This window comes from Ignavibacteriota bacterium (assembly GCA_013285405.1).
In the GTDB taxonomy this organism is placed as follows: Bacteria; Bacteroidota; Ignavibacteria; order Ignavibacteriales; family Ignavibacteriaceae; genus IGN2.
The window spans coordinates 1,288,336-1,315,274 of record CP053446.1 but is presented as its reverse complement, the minus strand read 5'-3'; the positions used below and the strand labels follow the sequence as shown (position 1 = coordinate 1,315,274).

21 protein-coding genes are annotated in these 26,939 nt (G+C 36.4%); 19 read left to right on the top strand and 2 right to left on the bottom strand.

Translation table 11 applies throughout. The features are described from left to right. Positions 1–25 precede the first annotated feature (25 nt). The 4 genes from HND39_05665 (at position 26) to HND39_05650 (ending at position 8,934) form a co-directional block, all read left to right on the top strand. Positions 26–3,715 carry a T9SS type A sorting domain-containing protein gene (locus tag HND39_05665; GenBank protein ID QKJ95807.1) on the top strand — a complete coding sequence of 1,230 codons (3,690 nt, stop codon included), beginning with the start codon at positions 26–28 and terminating at the stop codon, positions 3,713–3,715. 212 nt (positions 3,716–3,927) lie between these two features. After that, the gene (locus tag HND39_05660; protein QKJ95806.1) at positions 3,928–5,742 is read left to right on the top strand and encodes a T9SS type A sorting domain-containing protein; all 1,815 of its coding nucleotides are present in this window, start codon (positions 3,928–3,930) and stop codon (positions 5,740–5,742) included. A 175-nt stretch (positions 5,743–5,917) separates the two neighbouring features. Then, on the top strand, positions 5,918–7,336 hold the full coding sequence (locus HND39_05655) for a T9SS type A sorting domain-containing protein (GenBank protein ID QKJ95805.1): 1,419 nt from the start codon (positions 5,918–5,920) through the stop codon (positions 7,334–7,336). Positions 7,337–7,512: 176 nt separating this feature from the next. Beyond that, positions 7,513–8,934, top strand: coding sequence for a T9SS type A sorting domain-containing protein (locus HND39_05650; protein QKJ95804.1), 1,422 nt, complete (start codon positions 7,513–7,515; stop codon positions 8,932–8,934). A 62-nt stretch (positions 8,935–8,996) separates the two neighbouring features. Here HND39_05650 and HND39_05645 read toward each other — a convergent pair whose 3' ends face one another. Then, the gene (locus HND39_05645; GenBank protein QKJ97897.1) at positions 8,997–10,064 is read right to left on the bottom strand and encodes a DUF1624 domain-containing protein; all 1,068 of its coding nucleotides are present in this window, start codon (positions 10,062–10,064) and stop codon (positions 8,997–8,999) included. 384 nt (positions 10,065–10,448) lie between these two features. Between HND39_05645 and HND39_05640 the strand changes: the two genes are divergently transcribed. The 8 genes from HND39_05640 (at position 10,449) to HND39_05605 (ending at position 21,164) form a co-directional block, all read left to right on the top strand. After that, positions 10,449–11,774 (top strand): glucosyl transferase, encoded by a 1,326-nt coding sequence (locus tag HND39_05640; GenBank protein ID QKJ95803.1) that lies wholly within the window; start codon positions 10,449–10,451, stop codon positions 11,772–11,774. A 193-nt stretch (positions 11,775–11,967) separates the two neighbouring features. Continuing rightward, positions 11,968–14,334, top strand: coding sequence for a hypothetical protein (locus HND39_05635; GenBank protein QKJ95802.1), 2,367 nt, complete (start codon positions 11,968–11,970; stop codon positions 14,332–14,334). Next, complete coding sequence (locus HND39_05630; protein QKJ95801.1) at positions 14,276–15,289, top strand: T9SS type A sorting domain-containing protein; 1,014 nt, start codon at positions 14,276–14,278, stop codon at positions 15,287–15,289. The genes HND39_05635 and HND39_05630 overlap by 59 nt, the downstream gene beginning before the upstream one ends. A 293-nt stretch (positions 15,290–15,582) precedes the next feature. Continuing rightward, on the top strand, positions 15,583–15,963 hold the full coding sequence (locus HND39_05625) for a response regulator (protein QKJ95800.1): 381 nt from the start codon (positions 15,583–15,585) through the stop codon (positions 15,961–15,963). 4 nt (positions 15,964–15,967) lie between these two features. Further along, positions 15,968–16,441, top strand: a complete 474-nt coding sequence (locus HND39_05620) for an NAD(P)H-dependent oxidoreductase subunit E (protein QKJ95799.1) — start codon at positions 15,968–15,970, stop codon at positions 16,439–16,441. 2 nt (positions 16,442–16,443) lie between these two features. Continuing rightward, positions 16,444–17,652 carry an iron hydrogenase gene (locus HND39_05615; protein QKJ95798.1) on the top strand — a complete coding sequence of 403 codons (1,209 nt, stop codon included), beginning with the start codon at positions 16,444–16,446 and terminating at the stop codon, positions 17,650–17,652. Then, the gene (locus HND39_05610) at positions 17,642–19,555 is read left to right on the top strand and encodes a 2Fe-2S iron-sulfur cluster binding domain-containing protein (protein QKJ95797.1); all 1,914 of its coding nucleotides are present in this window, start codon (positions 17,642–17,644) and stop codon (positions 19,553–19,555) included. The genes HND39_05615 and HND39_05610 overlap by 11 nt, the downstream gene beginning before the upstream one ends. A 172-nt stretch (positions 19,556–19,727) precedes the next feature. Next, entirely contained in the window at positions 19,728–21,164 is a 1,437-nt protein-coding gene (locus HND39_05605) for a HAMP domain-containing histidine kinase (protein ID QKJ95796.1), read from the top strand. A gap of 26 nt (positions 21,165–21,190) precedes the next feature. Here HND39_05605 and HND39_05600 read toward each other — a convergent pair whose 3' ends face one another. Next, positions 21,191–21,457 carry a hypothetical protein gene (locus tag HND39_05600; protein ID QKJ95795.1) on the bottom strand — a complete coding sequence of 89 codons (267 nt, stop codon included), beginning with the start codon at positions 21,455–21,457 and terminating at the stop codon, positions 21,191–21,193. A 138-nt stretch (positions 21,458–21,595) separates the two neighbouring features. Between HND39_05600 and HND39_05595 the strand changes: the two genes are divergently transcribed. The 7 genes from HND39_05595 to HND39_05565 all read left to right on the top strand — a co-directional run bounded on the left by HND39_05595 (position 21,596) and on the right by HND39_05565 (position 26,805). Then, the gene (locus HND39_05595; protein QKJ95794.1) at positions 21,596–22,315 is read left to right on the top strand and encodes a class I SAM-dependent methyltransferase; all 720 of its coding nucleotides are present in this window, start codon (positions 21,596–21,598) and stop codon (positions 22,313–22,315) included. 190 nt (positions 22,316–22,505) lie between these two features. Beyond that, on the top strand, positions 22,506–23,441 hold the full coding sequence (locus tag HND39_05590) for a fatty acid desaturase (protein QKJ95793.1): 936 nt from the start codon (positions 22,506–22,508) through the stop codon (positions 23,439–23,441). A 278-nt stretch (positions 23,442–23,719) separates the two neighbouring features. Next, positions 23,720–23,962 carry a 4Fe-4S dicluster domain-containing protein gene (locus HND39_05585; GenBank protein ID QKJ95792.1) on the top strand — a complete coding sequence of 81 codons (243 nt, stop codon included), beginning with the start codon at positions 23,720–23,722 and terminating at the stop codon, positions 23,960–23,962. A 36-nt stretch (positions 23,963–23,998) separates the two neighbouring features. Further along, positions 23,999–25,096, top strand: coding sequence for a 3-methyl-2-oxobutanoate dehydrogenase subunit VorB (locus HND39_05580; protein ID QKJ95791.1), 1,098 nt, complete (start codon positions 23,999–24,001; stop codon positions 25,094–25,096). A 24-nt stretch (positions 25,097–25,120) separates the two neighbouring features. Beyond that, positions 25,121–25,918, top strand: a complete 798-nt coding sequence (locus tag HND39_05575) for a 2-oxoglutarate oxidoreductase (GenBank protein ID QKJ95790.1) — start codon at positions 25,121–25,123, stop codon at positions 25,916–25,918. Positions 25,919–25,951: 33 nt separating this feature from the next. Continuing rightward, on the top strand, positions 25,952–26,515 hold the full coding sequence (locus HND39_05570; protein ID QKJ95789.1) for a 2-oxoacid:acceptor oxidoreductase family protein: 564 nt from the start codon (positions 25,952–25,954) through the stop codon (positions 26,513–26,515). A 20-nt stretch (positions 26,516–26,535) separates the two neighbouring features. Beyond that, on the top strand, positions 26,536–26,805 hold the full coding sequence (locus tag HND39_05565) for a hypothetical protein (GenBank protein ID QKJ95788.1): 270 nt from the start codon (positions 26,536–26,538) through the stop codon (positions 26,803–26,805). Positions 26,806–26,939 lie beyond the last annotated feature (134 nt).

Below are 26,939 nucleotides of genomic sequence, written 5' to 3'. Positions count from 1 at the left end.
TAGTAATTAAAATCAGGTGAGATAAATGAAATATTTAAGCGGAATAAAAGCAAGAAGTTGCTTTTTACTTTCATCTTTATTCTTTGTTCTTGTTGTTCCATTGAACGTATTTGCTCAGTGGTTGAACGACGGCGGAATAAAAACTAATATCCTGAGCGTTACTTCTCAGAGCACAAAAGTTGAATACATCCTTACTCAATATGATGAACGTACTGTAGATGTTAATGGGACAGAATGTTCTCAATATCAGATTCCCGGCAGTATCGTTCTGATGGAAAGAGGATTTCCCCAGCTTCCGGCAGACAGAAGAAGCATTGTCATTCCTGATCTTGCGGCGACAAATTACTCAATCATCAATGCAGAATATGAGACTAAAGAAACACTTCCTGTCATGCCATCAAAAGGACATTTCACAAGGAATATTGATCCTGATTCAGTACCATTTGAGTTCAGTGAATTCTATACAACAAACAGTTGGTATCCAGCAGAAAACATTCAGCTTGATGTTCCTTACATCGTTCGTGATTTGCGCGGGCAGACAATCCAGTTCAACCCGATGCAGTACAATCCTGCAGAAGGGAAACTGAAGATATGCAAACGAATTGTTGTGGAAGTTTTTAACGATTACAGTATGCAATCTGTAAATTCATTCATAAGGAAAAATCCACTGGAAGCAGTTGATAGAGATTTCAACGAAATTTATAAATCAATATTTATTAATTATGGTATCGGCGAATTTGATTACACTCCGCTTGAAGAAACCGGAAGACTGCTGATAATTTATCCGACTGCATTTGCAAGCAACGTAACTCCTTTCTACAACTGGAAAGTTGAAAGAGGCATCACAACTTTGCTGGCAGAATATCCCACACAAACCGGAACGGGTTCGGCAGCGATTAAAAATTATATTCAGAATCTTTATAACTCACCCGAAGGATTAACTTTTATAATATTAGTTGGAGAAGCAAACCAGATCCCAACAATAAACGGGCAATACGAAGGAGCCCCTTCCGATCCCTGTTATGTTAAACTTGTCGGGAGCGATGCTTATCCGGATGCGTTTATTTCAAGGATATCACCGACGTCAGCAGAAAACCTTGACTATGTTTTATGGAAGTTGATACGGTATGAAAAATATCCGGATTCTGGTCCCGATGCGGCATGGTATTTAAAAGGAACGGGTGTTGCAAGCAATGAAGGAAGTCCGCCCGATTGGCAGCGCGCAAACCTGTTGAGAGATATGTTAATGAACAATATGTATTTCACACAGGTTGATCAGATTTACGATCCGGGTGCGACATCATCGCAGGTTACAAATGCAATTAATAATGGAAGAAGTGTTCTCAATTATATCGGGCATGGATCAGGAACATCGTGGAGTACAACAGGATTTGGTAATTCAGCCATTCATCAGCTTTCTAATGGATATAAAAATCCTTTCATCATTGATGTTGCCTGTTTGAACGGTGATTTTACAATGAGTGAATGTATGGAAGAAGCCTGGATAAGAACAGGCAGTATGTCAACACCAAGAGGTGCGATCGCAGTTTATGGTTCATCAACAAATGCAAGCTGGGTTCCACCTTGTGATATGCAAAACCACGGTATGATGCTTTTAACAACGAGACAAAAACAAACAGTTGGCGGTATTTCTTTTAACGGTTTGATGCACGCGATGGATCTTTGGGGCGGAAGCTCCGGTGAGGGTCTGAAATTAATGGAGCAGTATAATATTTTTGGCGACTGTACAATGCTGCTTACAATGGGAGTAACGCCTGATACAATTGCACCAGCACAAATAACTGATCTGGCGGCAATTGATCCGACTTCAAATTCAATTAATTTAAACTGGACAGCACCATTGGATTCTTCATTTCTTGGTATTGTCAGTTATGACCTGCGATACTCAACAACACCGATTGTTACAAATAATGATTTTGAAAATGCTCCACAGATGATGGTTGCAGGCGGACCAGATACATCAGGAACACCAAAAAGTTACACTCTTCACAATCTTAATTTCAGTACGCAATATTACTTTGCAATAAAAGCTTTTGATCTCTGGGGAAATAAATCTGTGATGTCAAATGTAACTGTATTGACAACCTGGGGGTCTCCACAAATTACAGTGACTCCTGATTCTATGTATTGTCCACTACTGCCAAATACATCTCATACTGATTCAGTGATGATACTTAATACAACTTCTGTAAATTCAACACTCGATTACGAAGTTGAGCTAACTAATAATACATTTCCCGGGCAGATAATTACAAGAATTGTTCAGTTAAATGAATCAGGCATTGTAAATGAAACAAAAGATAATCCCGTTTTGAACAATGGAAGCAGCTCGCGGGGTTCAGGCGGACCGGATCTTTTTGGATATGAATGGATTGATAGTAACGAACCGGGTGGTCCAACTTACGTGTGGAATAATATTTCAACCACAGGAACTCTTGTTACCAATTGGATTCCTACCGGAACATTTGATCCAAAAGAAGAAGGATATGCTGGTCCATTTCCGTTAGGCTTTAATTTTAAATATTACGGAAATACAAAGACACAGGTTTATGTCAGCACCAATGGTATAATTATGTTCAATACATTAAACACAAATATTTATTCTAATACAGGAATACCGAACAGTTCAATTCCAAATGAATATATCGCTCCTTTCTGGGACGATTTAGATGGGCGAACCCAAGGTACTGTTCATTATCAACAGGATAGCAACAAATTCACCATTCAATTTACTAACTGGCAGAAATATTCAGGAACAGGCTCTCTCACATTTCAAGTTGTACTCCATTCAAGCGGCAAGATAGTAATCTACTATAATAATATGAACGCAACGCTTAACTCCGCAACCGTTGGAATAGAAAATCCAAACGGAACAGACGGACTCCAGGTAGCTTACAACGCAAATTATGTGCAGAACAATCTTGCACTTCAGTTTTCTGCAGAACCAGACTGGCTGACAGCACAAAATATGCAAGGAACGGTTTACAATGGAAATTCAATTGCCGTTCTTCTTAATTTTATTACGGAAGGACTTGACAGCGGCTATTATTCAATGGATATGAAAATCACGAGCAACGATCCAATAAATCCAGAATTAATTATCCCTGTTGCGATGAAGATAACAAGCATAGTTCCTGTTGAGCTTACTTCGTTTACTGCAGCATCTGAAAATGGCGAAGTTCATTTGAAGTGGACAACTGCAACAGAAACGAATAACCAGGGATTTGAGATTCTCCGATCAGCCGGGAATAATAAAGAATGGCAGAATGCCGGATACGCTGCGGGTTTCGGAACAACAACAGAACCCAAATCATATTCATTTGTTGATTCAAAACTTGATGCAGGAGAATATACATACAGATTGAAACAGATTGATTTTGATGGGACAGTTACTTATTCAGAAGAAGTAAAAGTTGAAGTTGAAATACCACTGGTATATTCGCTTGAACAGAACTATCCGAATCCGTTCAATCCATCAACAACGATAAAGTATTCTTTATCTGAAGATGGATTTGTAAAGCTGTCAGTTTACAATCTACTTGGCGAGGAAGTTACAACATTGGTAAACAATGAACAGAAAGCCGGAAGATACGAAGTGAACTTTGACGCATCGAAGTTAGCGAGCGGAATATATATGTATCGGTTGGAATCAAATAACTTTTTATCGATTAAGAAGATGATCCTGCTGAAATAATTTTCAGGTGCAGTTGAGACTCACCTCAAAGGTGAGTCTCACATTATAATCAAATCAATCTTTTGTTTATCCCACTCAAAAACAACAGTTTGGGATTTTTTCGAATCATTACTATAAAATTAAAGAATGCAGACCAAATGAAATTTTTCAAACTTCTTTATTATGATTAACTTATTGTGCAATATTAGTTTAATAAAAAGAGAGGAGCAGAAATGAAAAAATTATTTATACTATTTTGTTTGATATCAACACAAATTCTTGCACAATATATCACACCCAACACAGGAATAAATTGGAACCTCGATGATCTTGTTACAAACTCTGGCGGGACGGTTACGGGAACATTTCCAAACTATACAATTAATAACAAAGTTACGGTTTCAGCAACAGACAGGATTTATATTCTTCCCGGATCAGTTGTAGCATTTTCTGGGTCTGCTTCAGGTTTTGAGATATATGGGAAGTTCCTTTCGGTTGGTACACCAGCAGATACAATAAGATTTTCTGCATCAGTACAGGACTCACTCGGCGGATCATTTAACGGATTTTATTTCAGGGAATCTTCCGTTGACTCTGCTTGCATCATCAGCTATGCAAAAATTGAATATGCATATTATGGGTTGAGATGCCTGGGAGCGAGTCCAACTTTAAGTCATACATATCTCTGGAAATGCAGAAGAGGCGCAAACTTATCCAGCGATTCTCATCCTATAATAACTCATAATAGAATTGAAAGAAGTTATGAATACGGAATTACTATGACAACGGGTTGTTCACCTCTGATAGAATACAACCATCTGATAAATAACAATTCGCAAAACACAAGCGCAAAGAATCAAATTTCTGCCGGGACACAGGGAAACAATTCGCCAATTATCAGATATAATACAATTGTCGGAGGTATGTTCAACAAAACAGGCGGAATAAGTATCGCAACATTATTATCCGGATCATCTTCTTCATCTGAAATTGCGCATAACGAAATTTACAACAACAGTTTTGGAATAGCATTGCAGGGCGCTTACTCAAATACAAGTTATATTCATAGTAATAATATTTACGATAACAATATTAATTCTGATGTAATGACATCGGGCAGCGGAATAAATGTTTACGGCACAGCAGTTATAACTCCAATAATTACGCGGAATAAAATTTCCAGCAACTGGTGGGGAATTACTATTCAAGTTGGAATTGCCGGGCAACCGGGTCCGCAAGTAAATCTTGGCAACATTGAAAATACAGACACAACCGACGATGGAAGAAATATTATTTCCGGAAATATCCAGGGAACGGATGTTTATGACTTATACAATAATACTGAAGAGACTATTTATGCACAGAATAATGATTGGGAAGTTTACGATTCATTATCAATTGAAAATCATATTTATCATTTTAAAGATGACAGTACGCTGGGATTGGTAATCTTTATTCCGTTTTCAAGTTCAATTCCTGTTGAACTTACATCATTCACTGCTAAATATCTGAATGATGAAGTTGTTCTGAACTGGCAGACAGCAACTGAGACGAACAATAGTGGATTTGAAATAGAACGAAGTCAAAAATCAAAAGTCAAAAATCAAATGGATTGGACACAGATTTCATTTGTTGAAGGAAGAGGAACAACAACAGAGATAACAAATTATATTTATATGGATAAGATTACCGAACCGGGACAATATACATACAGGTTGAAGCAGATTGATTTTGATGGAAGTTCTACTTACAGTCAGGTTGTTGAAGTTAATATTTCTTCGCCAATAGATTTTGTGTTGTATCAAAACTATCCTAACCCGTTTAATCCAACTACAACGATTAAGTTTGCGTTGCCGATTGAAAGCAAAGTAAAGATTAATGTCTATAACTCGCTTGGGCAGTTGGTTGAAACATTAGTTGATAAAGAAATGGAATCCGGTTATCACGAAGTAAACTTTAATGCGTCGAGGTTAGCAAGCGGAGTTTATTTGTATCAGCTACAGGCACAAGATTATGTCTCAGTAAAAAAGATGCTGCTTATTAAGTAAATGTAAATTTGTAGGGGCAAGTCGTTGACTTGCCCTTTTCAATTGTTAATGTTGGTCTACAAAATAAGACTTGACAGATAAAATATTTTTTCTGACGTTTCTAACAAATAAAAAGAGGAGTTCGCGCATCAAATAATTTTACCTTTCTTTCATGACTATTAAAAGAGGTAATAAGATGAAAAGCATAACATTTTTTCTTCTGCTCGTTACTTTTTCTAATCTACATTCACAGACGGTTACTCTGCGAGATACCACAAACCAATACGATTATATCATCATAACAGTTCCCGAATTTGTAGATGTGTGCGGACCATTTAAGCAGCACAAAGAAACAGTGAGAGATTTCAGAACACTTATTGTTGATACGGCTCAGATTTATGCTGAGTTTGATTCAAGTGCAACACCTCAGGATAATATAAGAGATTTCATCAGCTATGCAGGAACTTTCTGGAAAGAACCAAGACCGAAATTCTTTTTAATTGCAGGAACTGTAATCGACGTTCCTAATTTTTCAATTCAATCTCAAGTTCCTCCTTATACATTTTTCAACTCTGACTATTATTATGGTTCGAATGTTTATGATAATGATACCACAACTACCGACTTTTATATAGGGAGGATTCCATCAAAAAATTCAAACGAGTTGAGCAACTATTTTTCTAAAGTAATTGAGTATGAAAGTAATAACACACTTCTAGGCTGGATGAATAATAATCTATTCATTTGTCATAGCGATACAATTTATGGTTTCTATCAAGCAGCTCAGTACTTAGCTAATGAAATATTACCTGCCTATATGAGATCATATTTTATTCTTGATGATACTAGTTCGACATATTATGGTAATAAAGATTCCATTATCAATTTTGTAAATAATGAAGGTTGTGCAGTTATTTGGTTTGAAGGTGAAAATTCCGATTCATTCTTTATTTCATCTGATTATTTTAATCTTAATGATATTCAAGGCTTTGATAATGAACCCAAATACTTTTTTACGGTATTTGTAGGGCCTCAACACTCAATCCTAGAGACGAATACAAATTTGACCAAAGAAATGCTTGTACTTCAAGATGCCGGATCACTCGGTGGTTCCGCGTTTGTTGGAACAGCCTTTTGGGGGATTGGAAATGTAATGCGTCGGGAGATTGCGGAAAGACTCTTTGATCCAGGAATTCATTCAATTGGAGAAACTTTTGCTCTAGACAATTTAATTCCATCCGGTGGACTGTACGGTTATATGAAATTGATCACAAACCTCTGGGCAGACCCATCGCTTCATTTAAAATATGATACAACAGTTGGTGTTGAAAATGTTACAGATGAAATTCCTCAAGGTTTTTTGCTTTACCAAAACTATCCCAACCCGTTCAATCCAACAACTACAATAAAGTTTGCCTTGCCTCTAGATAGCAGAGTAAAGATAAATGTTTTCAACTCACTCGGGCAGTTGGTTGAAACAATAATGGATAAAGAAATGGAATCCGGTTATCACGAAGTAAACTTTAATGCATCGAGGTTAGCAAGCGGAGTTTATTTGTATCAACTGCAGGCACAAGATTATGTCTCAGTAAAAAAGATGCTGCTTATTAAGTAAATGTAAATTTGTAGGGGCAAGTCGTTGACTTGCCCTTTTCAATTGTTAATGTTGGTCTACAAAATAAGACTTGACAGATAAAATATTTTTTCTGACGTTTCTAACAAACAAAAAGAGGAGTTTGCGCTTCAAATAATTTTACCTTTCTTTCAATAACTATTAAATGAGGTAATAAGATGAAAAGTATAACATTTTTTCTGCTGCTGATTTCATTTTCAGCATTGTACTCTCAATCAATAACTCTCCGCGATACAACAAACCAGTACGATTATATCATCATAACAATTCCTGAATTTGTAAATGCGTGTGAACCGTTCAGGCAGCATAAAGAAACAGTAAGAGATTTCAGAACTCTAATAGTCGACACAACTCAAATCTTTGCTGAATTCGATTCGAGTGCAGCACCGCAGGATAACTTCAGGGATTTTATCAGTTTTGCAGGAACATTCTGGGAAGAACCGAAACCGAAGTATTATTTATTAGTGGGCAATTTAAATAAACTACCAAATTTTGAAGATATTTTGCAATTCGGCAGCATCATAGATACAGCGTATACGGATTATTATTATTCATTAAATAAATATTCTTCTGACACAACAATATCAATATTTTCAATTGGCAGGGTACCGGCAATAGATATTGATGAATTATCGAACTATTTTGGTAAAGTGATATCATATGAATTAGACACATTGTTTATGCCTTGGATGAATAGAAATTTATTTGTCTATCATGATTATGATAGTAGTTACATCTCTTTATTTAGAGAAACTACATTTCATATTATCGAAAACTATCCTGAGTATTTTTCAAACCATATTTACTATACAGATAGTGATACTTCAGCTTATTACGGAAATAAAGATTCGATTATTAATTTCATAAATGTAAAAGGAACCAATTCACTTTGGCTAATAGGTAATACTAAAAATACTCAGTTTGGATATGAAAATATTCTTGATACAGGAGATGTACAGTTATTTAACAATAACCCTGCAAATTTTATTACGTTTTTCTATTTAAGACAATTTTTTAATTCAGATAATTTTGCGCAAGGCTTTGCTGATAAGCTTTTATTGGATAATGAGGCTTCTGTCGCTGTCTGTGCACCTGTTGGTTTAGTATTCGCGGGTCAATACGGAAGTATATTAATAAACCTTTCAAATTATTTATTTGGTTCAGATAGAAATTGTATAGGAGAATCAATCAATTATATTCGTAATTTATATAGCCCACCAGGCTATACAATTCGAGTGTGTAATTTATGGGGTGATCCCTCATTATTTCCTAAATATGAAACTACAGCCGGTTCTGAATTCATTTATCAAGTGCCTCAGAATTTTGTATTACATCAAAATTATCCGAATCCTTTTAACCCAACAACAACGATTAAGTTTGCGTTGCCGATTGAAAGCAAAGTAAAGATAAATGTTTATAACTCACTCGGGCAGTTGGTTGAAACAATAATGGATAAAGAAATGGAATCCGGTTATCACGAAGTAAACTTTAATGCATCGAGGTTAGCAAGCGGAGTTTATTTGTATCAACTGCAGGCACAAGATTATGTCTCGGTAAAAAAGATGATTTTAATGAAGTAATTACAAAAATTTCAGGTGAGACTCACCTCAAAGGTGAGTCTCACATTGTTCACTCTTAAATATTAACCAAATAAAAAAATCATAAACAGAATTCCCATAATTGCCCACGCAGCTTTGCCAGCGTATTTCGGAAATTTCATTTTTGTCCAGACCCAGAGTTTTGCAACCAGTATCATTAAAACCATCAGCGCCAATGTTACACCAATACACTCAATTAATTTCAGATTCGGGCCAAGATAATTCGCCAGACTTTTCCCGAACGTTGAACTGTAAATTACCAGCAAATGTAACCAGTAAATTAAAAGCGATTCACGGCTTGCATCAAGCACAAATGATTTAGTCACGTTTCTCCAATTATTATAATACCAGCAAACTGCTGTAAAGAATAAAACATAACCAAGTCTTTCAATAAAAAATACTGGATTGGGAAGAATTGATGTTAGCGATCCGGGGAATATTCCGGAGTAGAACAAGTGTCCGGAGAACAACATAATTATCCCGATTAATGTAACAGCACTTATAAATTTTTTCTCTTTATCCTTTGCTGCTGCAGCAAGAAAATATTTTGAGAAGATCGCACCGGCAAGTATAAAGTTGAGCCAGGGAAAAACAGGAAAAAGAGAACCATTCAGTCTGTTGAAATAATTTGCAAATACAGGATGCAGGAAGGTTGTAAATTCTGTTTTCCAAAACATTGGTGATACCGCCGTTACAGCAATTGTCAATCCGAGTAATGTATAGTGATAAATTTTATCTGAACGGATAATTAATCTCAGCACAAACAAAACTAGAAGTCCAACACCAATACAATGAAGCACATTAACAGAATAAAATTGTTGAAGCTGTTCAGGTGTTGCTTTATTAATAATTTTTGAAAGTGATTTATATGGAAGATGAAGAGCATAACCGATGAGTATAATTGAAATTATTCTCCAGAGTTTTTTCCAGAATGGAAGCTTGAACTTCCGCATATCATCAAGCTTACTGCCTGAAGAAATCTCGAATACAAATCCCGAAACAAAAAGAAATGCCGGTGCTATCAATCCGTTTATGAAACTGACAACCCCGAACCATCCTGTCTGCTTTAATTCAGGAAGCAGGAAGGTATTGAACACATGTGGTTCAATCATTAGTATGATTGACCAGCCGCGAAGCAGATCAATAAATGTGTAGCGAACTTTTTGTTTCAGGAGAATTTTCCTTTTTGAATTAATCGGTAAAATATTTCTTAAGTACCAGTTCTAACATAGCAAGAACTTGTAATTTCATAGTCGTTAACACTTCCTAAATGTAAAATAATTTTTTCAAAAAACTTTTCTCAACCAAGGAAAATAATTATTTCCGATTCGGAAATATTTGAACAGCACCACATAAAAATTTTACCTTCTGATTTGATATTCACTTTCCTTTTCAATTTTATTTACAGGAACAATTTTTGCAGTTTAAATATTGGTAATCCTCACGGTGTAAGATTAAATTAAGACTAAATAACTATTAGTTTTTAGGAGAAGAAAATGAGACGGGCAATAATTGGTGTATTAGTAATTACTCTTGGCTTACTGCTAAGAGCTTGTGATATAACCGAACCACCTAACGAAAATCAAAGTATCAATTTAATTCTTGAAGACGTTTCCTGTATAGAAGCCTGGATTAAATTAAGCACCATTAACCTTCAACTTCCAGCTGCCATAACTTTAAAACAAACTAATCCGACTGGTGAAACAAAATCTCAGATCATAAATCTCAAAACTCAAGACTCACTATTATACATTGACTCTCTTTTACCAAACAAGAACTATCACTATCAAGTATCCAGTATCCAGCATCAAGTATCCAGCAACGAGCTTAGTGTTACAACGATGGACACCACCAGTCATAACTTTACCTGGCAGACGTGGACATTTGGCGAGCACAGCAGCAGTGTACTTCGTGATGTTGCAATAATTAATGAAAATAATATTATCGCTGTAGGTGAAATATATATGAATGATTCGCTTGGACAACCTGATCCTCACGCATATAACGCTGTGCAATGGGACGGAAATAAATGGGAACTTCTAAGAGTTATGTTTTACGCAGGATGTGCGAATCCCAATATTATGGTTCCATATCCTGCCAGTTCAATTATTGTTTTTAATGAAAATGATATTTGGATTTCGATGTATGGAGACCAAGTTGCAAGATTGGATGGAATGACCCAAGTGGAAACCCATTGTATGCCGGTTTCATTTTCTATAAATAAAATTTGGGGAACATCGAGTAATGATCTTTATGCTGTTGGAAGCAATGGAACAATAGTCAGATTTAATGGAACCCTTTGGTGGAGAATGGGAACAATAACGGATTTAACAATATATGACATTTGGGGAGATTTATATGGGGAAAGTGAAGATTGGGAAATACTAGCTGTCGCATCCGACTATTATCATAATCCCGATCGAAAAATAATTAGAATATTACAGAATAGACTTGAAATAGTTTCTGATGAGCCACTCTACCAGCCGTTAAGAGCACTCTGGTTCAAATTTAAGAAGCAATATTATGTTACCGGAAGTGGAGTCTATCAAAAACACTACTTATCTGATTTGCTCTGGAGAAATAAACCTCAAGACATTACTAGTTTTTCCATATATGCAATAAGAGGTAACAATATTAATGATGTTACAGGTGTTGGAGCATATGGAAAAGTAATACATTTTAACGGTAAAAACTGGAAGACTGAATATCAAGACCCATTGCTTTCATTCGGCGCCTATTATGCAATTGACGTAAGTACTGATATTACGGTTGCTGTAGGTACTGAACAAAGTAAAGCAGTAATCACAACTGGAAAGAGATGAATAATAGCTTATGATGGAAAGAGCACCGCCCTTAAATATAAAATGAGCAGTGATGTTGCAGCACCACTGCCCATAAATGCATACAAATTAGCCTATCCAATTACTCACCAAAGTGAGTTATGCTTTTTTGTTTGCACATGAAAAATAAACAATAGAATTAAAAGTTCATATTTAAAATTATTGGAGATTTAAAATGAGAACATATGTCAAAATATTATTTATTATAACTTTATTTTCCTTCACTCAAATTGTGGCACAAGGCCCTTATTCTTATGGACCTGTTTTCGAAGATCTTTTCACGACACAATGGAAGATTGATGGTCAGGTTCACGGTTGGGGTTGGCATTACGTTGGTGTTAATAACGGTCCACCCTCTGTATTTTATAGAAATACAAATTTTTGGGAGTGGAGTAATAATGATATACCAACTGATGCTCAACTATCATCTGTAAGATTGAGATTCAAAGCGGCAAGGTCAGGAACCGAACACTTTAAGTTTGCAATACATAATCTTAATATGTACTGGGGAAGTGGAAGTTTCTATAATAATTTTAATACAGGAAATAGAGTTTTTACAGCAGATTTGATCCCAAATAATGGAGTTGTTTCATTTGATCAAACTTTTACATCTGGAAATTTGTTCAATGCAGTACAAAATGCTATTTCATCGGGAGAATATTTTTTAACCCTTGGAATTAAATTGGATCCCGAATCAAGTCCGCATCCTTGGTGGACGGTATATAAATACGATAGTGACGCTCCAAATACAACAGAAGTTCCATGCATAGAGCTAACAATTGTTTGGGACCTACCTCACCAAATTGTTACGGTTGATCAAAAATTATCGGGTACAAGTTCCGTTGATTCAGTTGATATATATGTTCCTAATGGTGATTGGGATAGATTTTCTGTGCCGAAAGACTTTTCTTGGGAGTTAAATCGAGAAAAAGCCTTAAGAGGATCTCGAAAAGTAATAAGCAATGAAAAGTATAATAATTGGAATGAGGACAATGATGTTAAAAACCATCAGGTGTTTAATATTAATGAAAATACTGATTTTTTGACTTCTAATTTTAAGTCAACGAATTCCAATATCACGGTCAAAAATAAACTTGTAGAAGTAAACAATATTGATGCTGGTAAATTAAAATTCAGAGACCCGTGGTTTATTAACTTTAATGATCCAACAAACTATCAGGATCAATACGGTTTTAAGAACTTAGGTTCAGATGCAATTTATGAATGGGTTAATTCTCCTTTTAATCCTAATACTGGTTCAGGCACAGGAAGTGAATACAAAGGTACTTTTCTTAATCAATCGATTATATCTGGTAGACCATATTATTCAATTTATTCAGCTCCTCACGATATAAATTTATCACAGACTGGGAGAACTCATCAATTTGTATGGCGTAGCTGGGAATATGATCCAGCCAAATTGTTTGTAGAATCTCCTAACGGTAAATCTACAAATGTTGTTTTTCTTTCGACTACTAACACAACTATTACTGCAAACCTCAAAGGCGCACAACTCTCGAATGATATTACGGCATACGATTTCAACAGCCAGAAAAAATTTGTAAGAACAGATAACGGGCATTTGCATAATGTTTACATCAGTATGGGTGCATTATGGTACGAGAGAAGTACAAACGGTGGCACAACCTGGGATATTGTAGGTGGTCAACCAATTAATTCAGATAACCCCAAGCAGGTCTCAATTGATTATTTACCACCCGGCTCCGGAACAGATGTTGTGCTAATCGCTTATCAGTGTACAACTTCAACCGGGTCTAAAGTTGTTGTGGATGTTTACATTGACGGTGCACCAAGAGCAGGTCAATTCAGGTATGATGTTGTATCATTTACGCACTCACCCGGTGAGTATAGTCAAATGAATGCTGAACCCGTTATTTCACTTGCACAGGAATGGGACTTCCTGATTGCATATAAAGTACCAGGCTACTTGCCTGAAGGCGGCGATGATCCAACACAAGCAGGTTTGTATTATTCGTTCGGCTGGCTAAACGGATTGTATGGTTGGCAATTAACCTGGTACAATCCAACTCAAAAATGGGTAATGATTCCAACGACTGGTGTAAATTCAATTCACCCAACAATTGGTGACGATGTTTATAGCGGTTATAATTACTTTCACATAGTATATCAGGAAAATAACCAGATTAAATATCATTATCGCTACGGACAAACGAGAACAGGTTCACTTATGTCTGGTGGCAATCCTTATGTTTGTTCAAACAATACAGGATTTACAGAGCATTACAATCCATCTATTATTTCAATGGGCACCACTGCACGTGTATGCTGGGTTGGCTATAGGATGGTTTATTATGAAGAAGAAAATGAAGTTGATGCATTCCCGCAGTATAGAGTACTTTTCAGGCGTCCAGGACAAACAACTTTCTGGCAATTTGGTAACAATGTTTCTTCTCCGAATATTAATAAAAATTCAACAAATACTTATTATGCTTTTGCCTGGAGTGAGAACAATAGTCAAATATGGTTTGCCGATAATACTCTTAACAGTAAGATTGCTTGACGATGTCACCGGACAGCAGGTTCAGGTAAGCAATGGTACAACTAATACAAATATGTATTGTATAACTTATGAGCATAATACTGGTGTTCCATATTACTTTGAACGGAGTAATAATCTTGACAGTTATTATCAATCTCACAAAATAACAAATAACTTCTTCTCATCGGGAAGAGAGGGCATTGTTACAGTGGATAGCTCTGAATTTTACTTTGCTCTGGGAGATATAGAAGTTGATGGTCAAACAATTAATTTTATAGAAATACCAGATACATTAGACGTCAACAATCTTAATTCTATCAATCAGTGTCTGATAACTGAGACAATTACTCTGTCTGACAATTCATCATTTCTTTATAGTGTACAGTACGGGCTTAATGATTCCGTTTCTGCGGTTCAGGCAATTACTGGTGATAGATTCATCAACTTCAAAGTATTGCTCATTGATGATGTTACGGGACAAACCATTGGCGAATATGATGATGTAACTTATACTCAGAATAATCTTTATCAGTATAATAACATTTCATATCAGGTAAATACACAGGGAATTGGCAACAGAACAGCAAGATTAAAACTTGTTCTGGATAATAACTTCGAATCAGAATATTCTTTATCCAGAATTTTTGCTAATGAGTCAGTGCTTGGAAAGACAACCATCAAACAAATTAGTTATTCAGGCGGTGAAGTAATAAAGTCTTATGAGCTATCCCAGAATTACCCCAACCCATTTAATCCAACAACGACAATCAAATTCCAGATACCAAAAGCAGGTAATGTAACACTAAAAATCTATGACATACTTGGAAACGAAATAACAACACTCGTGGACGAGTTTAAAGAAGTTGGGAAGTTCGAGGTAAACTTCAATGCCAGTTCACTTGCAAGTGGTGTTTACATTTACAGGTTGAATGTTAACGATTATGTAAATGTTAATAAGATGGTGCTACTGAAATAATGTAAACGAAGCTTATAAGAGATGACATCTATAAAAAAGGTGTCATCTCTGCTATATCGGAACACCTGAATTCACGTTCATCAACTCTTGCCAATCACCAAATAAAAAAACAAAATTACTTTTCTCTTTTGAGAAATAAACCTTCCAATAAATAAGAAAACAAGCTTTATCAAAACATTTTTAATCGCTTTATTTCACAGAAATCAAGATTGATTTTTTGTCGATAATGGCATTTAATATGCGTATCTGCATTAGCTTAAATTGAACACAAATATTAACAATGGGGCAATATTATGGCACTCATAGCGGTAATTGATGACGATCACGATATTCTCGATGCGAGTAGTCTCGTTCTTTCAGCAAAAGGATATGAAGTGATCACAGCAGATAATCCGGATGACGGATATAAAATAGTCAAAAATAAAAAACCGGATTTAATTATTCTTGATGTGATGATGAATGAACCTGATGACGGTTTCTTTCTCGCGCAGAAATTCAGAAAAGAAAAACTTGAGATACCGATAATTATGTACACATCAGTATCAAAAGCATTGGGGCTTGAGTTTGCCGCGGGAGAAATGGTTCCTGTAGATGAGTTCATAGAGAAACCAATTTCTCCGGACACTTTAATTGACAAAGTAGAAAAACTTTTACAATTACATTACAAGGAGTGAGTAAATGTTAGTTGCTGAAAAAAATGCTCTCTCCGAAGAAATAGAGAGCTATATAAATAAATACGGGAATGATCGCTCGGCTTTGCTGATGATACTTCACGAAATTCAAAAGAAACACAGACACATATCTGAATTTGCGCAGCAGGAAGTTGCAAGACTTTTGCACATTCATCCGGTGGAAGTGTACAGCGTAATTTCCTTCTTCGCATTTCTTAATTCAAATCCTAAAGGAAGAAATCTTGTTCGTATCTGCCAGACAATATCCTGCAATATGAAAGGGAAGAATGGACTTGTTAAAGCTATTGAGCGCGAACTCGGAATTGAAATTGGCGGAACAACTAAAGACAATAAGTTTACAGTTGAGTATGCTAACTGTCTCGGCTTGTGCGATATGGGACCTGCGATGGCAATTAACGATCAGGTTTTTCTTCATGTTACACCTGAAAAAGCTGTTGAACTTCTCGGAAAGGTGAAGTGATTATGGAAACAATCAAAGTGAAAAGAACCGGTCCGGTTATCTTCTCTGAATACAAAAGAGGAGATGCAATCAGAAAAGCTTTATCAATGACCCGTGAAGATATTTTATTTGAATTGAAAGATTCAAAACTAAAAGGAAGAGGCGGTGCCGGATTTCCAACATCAACAAAATGGATGCTGACAGCAGCAGCAAAATCAGACGAAAAATTTCTTGTCTGTAATGCTGATGAAGGTGAACCAGGAACATTCAAAGACAGAGTGCTTCTGATGGAATATCCTGAATTAGTTTTTGATGGAATGGTTGTCGGCGGATATACAATTGGTGCGCAAAAGGGAATTGTTTATCTGCGTGGTGAGTATGAGTATCTCTTAAAACCGCTTGAAGATTATCTTGAGGTTATGAGGAAGGACAATCTTCTTGGAAAAAATATTTTAGGTGATAAAGAATTTAGTTTTGATATTGAAGTATTTCTTGGTTCGGGTGCTTATGTATGCGGTGAAGAAACTGCGTTGATTGAATCGTTGGAAGGTCATCGGGGCGAACCACGAAACAGACCACCGTATCCAATTAATACCGGCTATCTTGGAAGACCAACATCTGTTAATAATGTTGAAACACTTGCAGCAATAAGTCACATTGTTGTAAAAAGCGGAAGTTGGTTTGCAAAATTCGGAACTGATAAATCTTCAGGTTCAAAATTGTTTTCAATTTCAGGCGATTGTGAAAAGCCCGGCGTTTATGAACTCCCGTGGGGAATAAAAATTTCAGAACTTCTTGAAATTGTTGGCGCAAAGAATACGAAAGCTGTTCAAATCGGCGGAGCTTCAGGTCACTGCGTTCCAAAATCACAGTTCAGCAGAACTGTAGCTTACGAAGATGTCGCAACAGGCGGCTCGATTATGATATTCAACGAGAGCCGAGATATGCTTCACGTGTTAAAAAACTTTATGGAATTTTTTGTTGATGAATCATGCGGACAATGCACTCCCTGCAGAATCGGAAATGTAAAACTTCTCGAAGGAATAGAAATGATTGAGAAAGGCGAATATACTTTTGCCTACATTAATAAATTAAAAGATCTCGGTAAAACAATGCAGCTTGCATCCAAATGCGGATTGGGTCAGTCAAGTCCGAATCCGTTTATATCAATTCTTGAAAATTTTAAGGAAGAAATATTCAATACTGGCAACGGAGGAAGAAATGGGAAATAAGAAAACATTAAGAGCCCCGGTAAGTCAAAAATCTCTTGTAGTTGAAAAACCTGAAAACCCAGAATACATCGGTGGAACAGTATCAATCGAAATAAATGAAAAGAAAGTTTCGGTTCCTCTTGGAACAACAATTCTTGAGGCTTGCAGACAAAACCAAATCCATATTCCTACTCTTTGTCATCATGAAGATTTATGTGTTGCCGGTGTTTGCCGGATCTGTGTTGTGGAAGTTGAAGGAATGAGAACACTCCAGGCATCATGTGCATTCCCGATTACTGCTCCGATCAAAATTAAAACTACAACTAATGCAGTAAGAAGAGCAAGAAAACATATTCTTGATTTGCTTTTAAGCGAACATTATGGCGAATGTTATTCCTGCGTCAGAAACAATAATTGCGAACTGCAGTCGTTGGCAAAAGAGTATGGTATTGATCATTACAATTTCGGGCATATCGAAAATCCAAGATATGAAGTTGATAACTCATCTTATTCTGTAATAAGAGACATGGATAAATGTGTTCTCTGTAAAAGGTGTGTGAGAACCTGTATTGATCTTCAGGAAGTTGGTGCGCTTGAAGCAATTGAAAGAGGTCATAATACTCACATCGGAACTTTCTGGGATAAGCCGCTGGCAGAAGTTATTTGTATTAACTGCGGACAATGTATAAACCGTTGTCCAACCGGTGCGCTTCGTGCTAATGATCCACGCGATGAAATCTGGGCTGCGATAGATAATCCTAAAAAACATGTTGTTATTCAAACCGCTCCATCACCAAGAGCAGCAATCTGCGAAGAATTTGGGATGGAACCAGGAACTTCACTTACAGGCGAAATGAATACAGCATTAAAACGAATAGGTTTTGATGTTGTCTTTGATACAAACTTCAGCGCGGATCTTACAATATTTGAAGAAGGTACTGAACTAATTCAAAGATTGTATAAAGCACTCGTTAAAAAAGAGCAGGTTGCTCTTCCTCAATTTACTTCGTGTTCGCCCGGATGGGTAAAATATCTTGAACATTTTTATCCTGAGTATGTTGATAATCTTAGTTCAGCAAAATCACCTCAGCAAATGTTTGGTGCGCTTATTAAAACTTTTTATGCAGAGAAAAAAGGAATTGATCCGAAAGACATTGTTTCAGTTGCAGTAATGCCTTGTTCAGCAAAAAAGTTCGAATGTAACAGACCAGAGATGAATGATTCAGGATTTAAAGATGTTGATTACGGTCTGACGACGAGAGAACTCGCACAGATGATAAAAGAAGCCGGAATTTATTTACCCGAAATGCCTCGTTCAAATTTTGATGATCCGTTTGGAGAAGCATCAGGTGCCGGATTAATTTTTGGTGCAACAGGTGGTGTGATGGAAGCTGCATTAAGAACAGTTGTTGAATTTGTTACTGGAAAGAAAATTGAAAACATCTTCGCTGATGCAGATATTATTTCTGTCAGAGGATTTGAAGGAATAAAATATGCAGAGCTTCCGATTAATGAAGTTGGACCGGTACCAAAATTAATTGCTCATCTTATTCCTGATTGGAATTGGCTTAAAGGCGCAACACTGAAAATTGCTGTGGCACATGGAACCGCTAACGCAAAAAAAATAATGGATGACATTAAAGCTGGCGGAAAGTTCAGCGAATGTCACTTCATCGAGTTTATGGCTTGTCCGGGCGGATGTATCGGAGGCGGTGGTCAACCGATTCCAACTACACCTGAGATTCGAATGCTCAGAGCAAAAGCAATTTACGATGAAGATAAATCTTTACCTGTAAGAAAGTCTCACGAGAATCGTCACGTGGTTGAAATATATGATGAGTTCTTAACAGACGGACCATGTGGACATCTTTCACACAAACTTCTTCATACTCATTATGTAAAGCGTGGTAAGTATATTGCATAGAGGTTCGGTATAAGGTATAGAGGATATAAAATATTATAGAAATTTAGTTTTTGACTTTTTCGCTTTTGTAATTTAAAAACTTTATTTCCCTATACCTTTATACCTGTATAACCGTATATTTCTCTAACTGGCGATAAAGTTATTAATTAAATCAACTAGCAACGGAAAACACTTGTTCAATAAACTAATGATGAGCATGGTGCCCGACTGGGCACGGGATCAGAATGAATTCTGGGAAGCAATCCGCAGAAGAAATCTCTGGTTCATTAAATTGCGATATGGAATCGTAATATTGCTGAGTGCTTTTCTTTTCATCACAACATTCATCTTCAAAATAAATTATTCTGAAACTCAGCTATCAGCCGGAGTAAGCATTATCGCATCCATTTTATTTTATAATGCATTGCTTCATCGTTTGAGAAAGTATGTGCTGTTAGATTTTGAAAGATTCAATCCGTTATACATTGCATTACTGCAGATGATTCTCGATTTAATTGCATTGTTGCTGCTTGTTTATTTTACCGGCAGTATTGAATCTCCGCTTTACATGCAATTTGTCTTTCTCGTGATAATCGGAAGTTTAATTCTGCCGGGTGTGTTGGTATATACAATGGCTGCTGTTTTTGTTCTTGGTTTTTCTACTCTGACGATTCTCGAATACTCGCAATTAATTGTTCATCATTCAATTGATGGACTATTGAGTTTTCCGTTGTATAATAATTTGCATTACATAAGTGCGTTTCTTTTTACTTTTGCCTTTGTGATATTCGTGAGCGTTTACCTTGCGAATGGAATGGCGCGGCAGCTTTATAAACGCGAAAAAGATCTTGTTGATTCGATGAAAAAAATAAATGCTGCCGAGAAAGAAAAACAAAAATATATAATGGGAATTGTGCACGAAATAAAAACACCCATAGTTGCAGTAGCTTCATACATTGACATTATTTTACAGAAATTTCTCGGTCCAATTGATGAAACAATCGAGGAAAAGTTGGTAAGAGCAAAACACAGAACCGATGAAGGTATTCAAATGATAAACGATGTGCTCAATGTTTCCAAGCTGACTTTGTATGATCAGTATGACGAAGAAGAACTTGAAATTTTTGAAATAGTTTCCGGTGTAATTAAAAGAAGGAAAGCCTCGGCAGATGCGCATCTGATAAAATTAAAACTGTTTGACAATAGAGAGAAGAAAGTCAAAATCAGGGGCGATAAATTCTTATTAGATATTGCCATCTCGAATCTTATCGGGAATGCGATTAAATACGGAGTTGATGGAGGCAATGTTGAAGTAATAATAAATTCTAACAGTAAAAATCTTTTTATCGAAGTATGTGATGATGGTGTTGGAATTCCCGAAAATGAACTGCCTAAAATCTTTAAAGATTTTTATCGTGCGAACAATGTGAGGAAGATTGTCTCTGAAGGTTCCGGACTTGGACTCTCTGTTGTGAAGAGAATTATTGAAAGACACGAAGGTACAATTAATGTTTTAAGTCCTTCAAGGATGGCAACAAGAGATCATTCAGGCTCTTGTTTTACAATAGAACTGCCGTTTGATAAAAAAGAAAAAAACAATTCTCCGCCTGCTCTGAAAATCAGCAGTTAAAATAAATTTAAAATTTTTTCAGCCAATTATTCTGAAGGTGATGAGAGCTCAACAAGCTGCGAGGACACACCCGTGATTAAAGCAACTTTCCGGGCAATTTCTTTATTGTCTTCCTTCTTCCCAACAAGTTCGAGAATAAGTAATCCTGTATCAGAACAATTTTCCAGCACTCCGTCGTGAATACCAAGACGCGTTTTAATATTACAGCCCCATGCAGTAAGTATTTGCTGAACTTTTACGGCAGCATCTTTTCTTTTGCCAATGAGAATTAAAAGAATTGTTTTCATATCCATCTCCCTGAAAAGTTATGTGAATTGATATATCAAAATTATGAAAAAATATTCTTTGATTGTTATCAGACATTTGATTTAGTTTTGCATACAAAATAAGTTACATTATGAAGAAAATTTATTAAGAAAATTATTTAAGAAATGACTAACTCCGATAACTCTCTGAGCTTTACAGGTGAATATTTCATCCCGGGAAAATCAGGGGAAAGAATAGAAGCAGATCATCTTGAGCGATATAAATTCGCTTGCAATTTTGTTAAGGATAAATCTATTCTTGATATTGCCTGCGGTGTTGGTTATGCCGGACCAATGTTCATTCAAGCCGGAGCGAAAAATTATTTTGGTGCTGATATCAACAATAAGCTAATCAAATACGCAAAAGACAATTATGCATCGGAACAGATTGGGTATTCAATTGGCGATATTTGTACTTTCAGATTTGAAAGGAAATTTGATCTGATAAGCTGCTTTGAAACGATCGAGCATATCAAAAACTACAAAGCAGCAATTATAAACCTTTACAACCTGCTTGATTCCGGAGGGACATTACTTATTTCATCGCCAAATCGCCCTGTTACATCACCAAATTGTAATTCACTCAACGATAAACCCTCAAATGAATTTCATATTCAGGAATTTATTCCTGAAGAATTACTACTATTATTGAACGAGAATGGCTTTTCGACAGATAAAAATAATTTGTACGGACAAAGACAGCGAAAAAAAGTTTACAGGAACAGATACATTAGAAAAATTATTTATACGCTATTTGGTAATCCAGATATCAAAACTTCGTCTGTAGTCGCCCCAGTTAAGGAATTACTGCCCCGGTATTTTGTAATCGTTGCTTTGAAAAGATAATAGTTACCACTAATTCTCAGCGAATCATTCTTACTACCTTATTACTTTTTAGATAAATACGGTAAGATTGGATTGGGATTTTTAACGGCGTTTTAACAAATAAGAAAAAATATTAGTTGCTATCTATTGTTTGTTCCTTATGTGGTTTTATTTACATTTGTTTTGTTAGATGAAACAACAAGAATAAAAAATGGACTTTCAATATTCAGATAAACCGGAACCGCACAAGGAAAGAACGAAACAAATTCTAAAAGCACATCCGGAAGTTAGAAATCTGATTGGCAAGAATCCTATCAGTGCTGTGATTACAATTATTGTTGTGGCTCTGCAATTTGTAATTGCTTACCTGCTCGCCGATCAGGCGTGGTGGCTGACAATTATCGTTGCATTTTTAATCGGTGCTTTTGCTGATCATAATCTTTTTGTGCTGATTCACGAAGCATCTCACAATTTGATTTTTAAGAACAGAACGCTCAACACAGTTTTCGGAATTATTGCCGACCTGCCGAAAGTAGTTCCGAGTTATGTTTCATTCAAATCATATCACCTGAAGCACCATTCATTCCAGGGAGATTATTATCTTGATGCGGATCTCGCCAGCAAGTGGGAAGCAAAACTTATTGGGAATACATTCATCGGGAAAATGCTTTGGGAACTTTTCTTTCCATTCTTTCAGGTATTCAGAACAATGCGTCTCAAAGAAATTGAATTTATGAATTCCTGGGTAATTATCAACTGGATTGTTGTCTTTGCAGTTGATGCAGTAATTATTTATTACTTCGGCTGGATTGCTTTTTTGTATCTGGTCTTCTCTCTCATTTTCTCAATTGGTCTTCATCCGCTTGGTGCAAGATGGATACAGGAACATTTTCTTGTTGCACCACCACAGGAAACTTACAGTTATTATGGTCCGATGAATATTCCATCGTTGAATGTTGGTTATCACAACGAGCATCATGATTTTCCATCCGTGCCATGGAACAAACTTCCGCTATTAAAAAAAACAGCGCCAGAGTTTTATGATAACCTTGTCTATCATAAATCATGGTGTAAACTTTGGTTGAAATTTTTATTCGATCCGAAACTTTCTCTATATTCGAGAATGGTGAGAACAAACAGAGGCTGACTTCAGGTCAATATCGAATAGATGCTTGACAAAAAAGAGATAGCATCTTTTCAAAAGATTTCATCTCTAATACTTAATTTTGCTTTCTTAATAGTTGCTTAAACCAAGTTATTTTACTTCTCGAAATTAGGAAGACCCCATTCTCCTATCTTCTTAAAACTGAAAATTACCTAAGCCTTTTTAGCCTAAAATCCTTTTAAGATAAGGAGTTCCGATGGCATATATGTTGTCAAAATTCCTTTATAATAAATAATTCAATTTTATAAGAAAGTTAAACAATGATTAAAGGAACCGTAAAAATTAACGGAGTAATTTGCAAGGGCTGCGAACTTTGTATAATTGCATGCCCGCAAGATGGTCTGCGTCTTTCACAGCAATTTAATGAAAAAGGCTATCGCTTCGTTGAATTGCTGGAAGATAAATGTACAGGCTGTGTTAATTGTGCGCTCGTTTGTCCTGAAGCAGCAATCACAGTTTACAGACAGCCAAAGCCTGCAAAAAAAGTAGCACTAAAAGAATAAGTTCATCTAACAAGAAAAATACTTAAAGGTTTTATGATGGAAGAGAAAAAAAACAAAATTGATGAAGCAAAACTAATGAAAGGCAACGAAGCACTTGCCGAAGCTGCTATTCGTGCTGACATTGACGCGTACTTTGGATACCCGATTACGCCGCAATCAGAAGTTCTGGAATATCTTGAAAGAGAAATTCCAAAACGTCACGGACTTGTTCTTCAGGCTGAAAGCGAAATTGCCTCGATCAATATGATTTACGGAGCTGCAGGTGCCGGTGCAAGAGTTATGACTTCTTCATCAGGTCCCGGAATTAGTTTAATGCAGGAAGGGTTGTCATATATTGCTTCTGCTCAACTTCCTTGTTTGGTTGTGAATGTTGTTCGTGGTGGTCCTGGATTGGGAACAATTCAACCATCACAGGGAGATTATTTTCAGGCAGTAAAGGGCGGTGGACACGGAGATTATCATCTGATTGTTTTAGCTCCTGCTTCAGTTCAGGAAATGGCTGACTTTGTTTTTGATGGATTTCGTCTTGCAGAAAAGTACAGAAATCCTGCAATGATTTTAACTGATGGTGCTCTTGGACAGATGATGGAAAAAGTTATTCTTCCTGAAGAGGGCTCATTAAAAAAAGTTGCAACACCCTGGGCAACTACAGGCAAAACAAAAGAAAGAGATCACAATATCATAACTTCACTCTTTATTAAACCGGAAGAGATGGAACAGGTAAATCTTCAGCTTCAGGAAAAATACAGGAAGATTGAAAAGGATGAAGTAAGATTTGAAGAAATTAAAACAAAGGATGCAGAAATTCTTCTCGTTGCTTTTGGATTGTCGTCACGTATTTGTCAGAAAACAGTTGACCTCGGAAGAGAAAAAGGAATAAAGATTGGATTGCTCAGACCAATTACTCTTTATCCTTTTCCATATAAAAAATTAAATGAGCTTGCTGATCAGGTTGATTTTATAATGTCGGTAGAAATGAATGCAGGACAAATGGTTGAAGATGTACGATTAGCAGTTGAAGGAAAAGTACCGGTTCACTTTACAGGAAGAATGGGCGGAATGATTCCATCACCGGATGATGTGCTTAATGAAATAGAATCAATTCTGGACAATAAAAATGTTCTTCAAGATTAAAAGAGTTTAATAGGAGATTAAATAATGTCAATAGAAAGACCAACAAATTTAGATTTTCCGCCGGATGCAGAAGGAATGGAAATGGTCTATTGCAGACCGATGGAAACACTTACAGATACTCCATTCCATTATTGCCCCGGTTGTGGACACAGCGTTGTTCATAGAGTTTTGATGGAAGTTGTTGCAGAGTTAGACATTCAGGATAAAACGATAGGGGTTGCTCCTGTTGGCTGTTCTGTTTTTGCATATCACTATATGAATGTTGATATGCAGGAAGCTGCTCATGGAAGAGCAAGTGCTGTTGCAACAGGAATAAAAAGAGTTTTACCAGATCGTTATGTTTTCTCGTACCAGGGAGATGGCGATCTTGCAGCAATCGGTACAGCAGAAACAATTCATACAGTTAACAGAGGAGAGAACATCCTGATGTTGTTCATCAATAACGGAATTTATGGAATGACCGGCGGGCAAATGGCTCCGACCTCATTGCCCGGACAGGTTACTACTACATCACCTTATGGACGCGATGTTAAATCGGTTGGACATCCTATAAAAATTGCAGACCTGCTTGTTCAATTGCCCGGTGCTTACTATGTAACTCGGCAAGCAGTTCACACTCCAGGCGCAGTTAGGAAACTGAAGAAAGCAATCGAAAAATCTTTCCAATTTCAAAAAGAAGGAAAAGGAACTTGTTTTGTTGAAGTAGTTTCAAACTGTCCATCCGGCTGGAGAATGACACCAATCGAATCAAACAAATATCTTGAGGAAACAATGTTTCCAGTTTATCCGCTTGGTGATCTTAAAGTTCCGGAAAAAGTTTAAAAGTTTTTCTAAAAGAAAAAACAGGATATTAAAATGCGACAAGAACATGAAATTATATGTGCTGGTTTTGGAGGACAGGGAGTCCTTTCAATGGGAAGCATCATCGCTTACTCTGGAATGATTGAAGGAAAAGAAGTAAGCTGGATGCCATCTTATGGTCCTGAAATGCGCGGTGGAACGGCAAATTGTATTGTTATTGTTTCCGATGCAAGAATAAGCTCACCCATCATTACGAAATTTGATTCAGCCATCGTTCTTAATCAGCCATCACTTGATAAATTTGAGAAAGCAGTAAAACCGGGAGGAGTACTCCTCTATGAACAATCAACAATAATTCGTCCTCCGACAAGAGATGATATTGATATTATCTGCATACCTGCAATTGAAGAAGCCGATAAACTTAAAGCAAAACAGGTAGCAAATATGATAATGGTCGGCGCATTTCTTGAGAAAAGACCGATTGTAAAAATAGAAACAATTGTGAGCGCACTTAAAAAAGCATTACCAGAACACAGGCATCACCTGATACCTGTTAATGAGCAAGCACTTAAAAAAGGAAAAGAGCTTGCCAACTTAAAAGAGACAACAACAGCATAATTTAACCATGAGGAATAACAATGTCAGAACTTGGATTTAACTGCCAGCACGCTTGTAAGAACACATGCGCAAGTCTAAACGAAGCTCTACGTAAAGAAACAGCTATCGTGAAATACTATGAAAGTGTTATAGCCGAGTGTAATATGCCTGAAGTAAAAACTTTTATGGATGAACTTATTGAAGAAAAGAGGAAAGTTATTCTTCGTTTAATTCAGAAACTGAATGAAATTCACGTTCGTTCACAGGCTATTGATGGGATTACATCAAGCTTTAACAATATTGATGGCTAAGGTTTATTTAATTGACATCGCAGGGATGAATGGTTATATTTGCACTCCAATTTTGAATTTGAAAAAAATTAGTTTTACAAATATTACATCGCGGGTTGGAGTCCGGCAAAAGCCGGAGTAGCTCGGAGCCGACA

What these genes read in the sequence shown, in the direction of transcription:
- HND39_05665 (QKJ95807.1), top strand. Translation starts at nt 26, where the DNA reads ATGAAATATTTAAGCGGAATAAAAGCAAGAAGTTGCTTTTTACTTTCA.
- HND39_05660 (QKJ95806.1), top strand. Translation starts at nt 3,928, where the DNA reads ATGAAAAAATTATTTATACTATTTTGTTTGATATCAACACAAATTCTT.
- HND39_05655 (QKJ95805.1), top strand. Translation starts at nt 5,918, where the DNA reads ATGAAAAGCATAACATTTTTTCTTCTGCTCGTTACTTTTTCTAATCTA.
- HND39_05650 (QKJ95804.1), top strand. Translation starts at nt 7,513, where the DNA reads ATGAAAAGTATAACATTTTTTCTGCTGCTGATTTCATTTTCAGCATTG.
- HND39_05645 (QKJ97897.1), bottom strand. Translation starts at nt 10,064, where the DNA reads ATGATTGAACCACATGTGTTCAATACCTTCCTGCTTCCTGAATTAAAG.
- HND39_05640 (QKJ95803.1), top strand. Translation starts at nt 10,449, where the DNA reads ATGAGACGGGCAATAATTGGTGTATTAGTAATTACTCTTGGCTTACTG.
- HND39_05635 (QKJ95802.1), top strand. Translation starts at nt 11,968, where the DNA reads ATGAGAACATATGTCAAAATATTATTTATTATAACTTTATTTTCCTTC.
- HND39_05625 (QKJ95800.1), top strand. Translation starts at nt 15,583, where the DNA reads ATGGCACTCATAGCGGTAATTGATGACGATCACGATATTCTCGATGCG.
- HND39_05620 (QKJ95799.1), top strand. Translation starts at nt 15,968, where the DNA reads ATGTTAGTTGCTGAAAAAAATGCTCTCTCCGAAGAAATAGAGAGCTAT.
- HND39_05615 (QKJ95798.1), top strand. Translation starts at nt 16,444, where the DNA reads ATGGAAACAATCAAAGTGAAAAGAACCGGTCCGGTTATCTTCTCTGAA.
- HND39_05610 (QKJ95797.1), top strand. Translation starts at nt 17,642, where the DNA reads ATGGGAAATAAGAAAACATTAAGAGCCCCGGTAAGTCAAAAATCTCTT.
- HND39_05600 (QKJ95795.1), bottom strand. Translation starts at nt 21,457, where the DNA reads ATGGATATGAAAACAATTCTTTTAATTCTCATTGGCAAAAGAAAAGAT.
- HND39_05595 (QKJ95794.1), top strand. Translation starts at nt 21,596, where the DNA reads ATGACTAACTCCGATAACTCTCTGAGCTTTACAGGTGAATATTTCATC.
- HND39_05590 (QKJ95793.1), top strand. Translation starts at nt 22,506, where the DNA reads ATGGACTTTCAATATTCAGATAAACCGGAACCGCACAAGGAAAGAACG.
- HND39_05585 (QKJ95792.1), top strand. Translation starts at nt 23,720, where the DNA reads ATGATTAAAGGAACCGTAAAAATTAACGGAGTAATTTGCAAGGGCTGC.
- HND39_05580 (QKJ95791.1), top strand. Translation starts at nt 23,999, where the DNA reads ATGGAAGAGAAAAAAAACAAAATTGATGAAGCAAAACTAATGAAAGGC.
- HND39_05575 (QKJ95790.1), top strand. Translation starts at nt 25,121, where the DNA reads ATGTCAATAGAAAGACCAACAAATTTAGATTTTCCGCCGGATGCAGAA.
- HND39_05570 (QKJ95789.1), top strand. Translation starts at nt 25,952, where the DNA reads ATGCGACAAGAACATGAAATTATATGTGCTGGTTTTGGAGGACAGGGA.
- HND39_05565 (QKJ95788.1), top strand. Translation starts at nt 26,536, where the DNA reads ATGTCAGAACTTGGATTTAACTGCCAGCACGCTTGTAAGAACACATGC.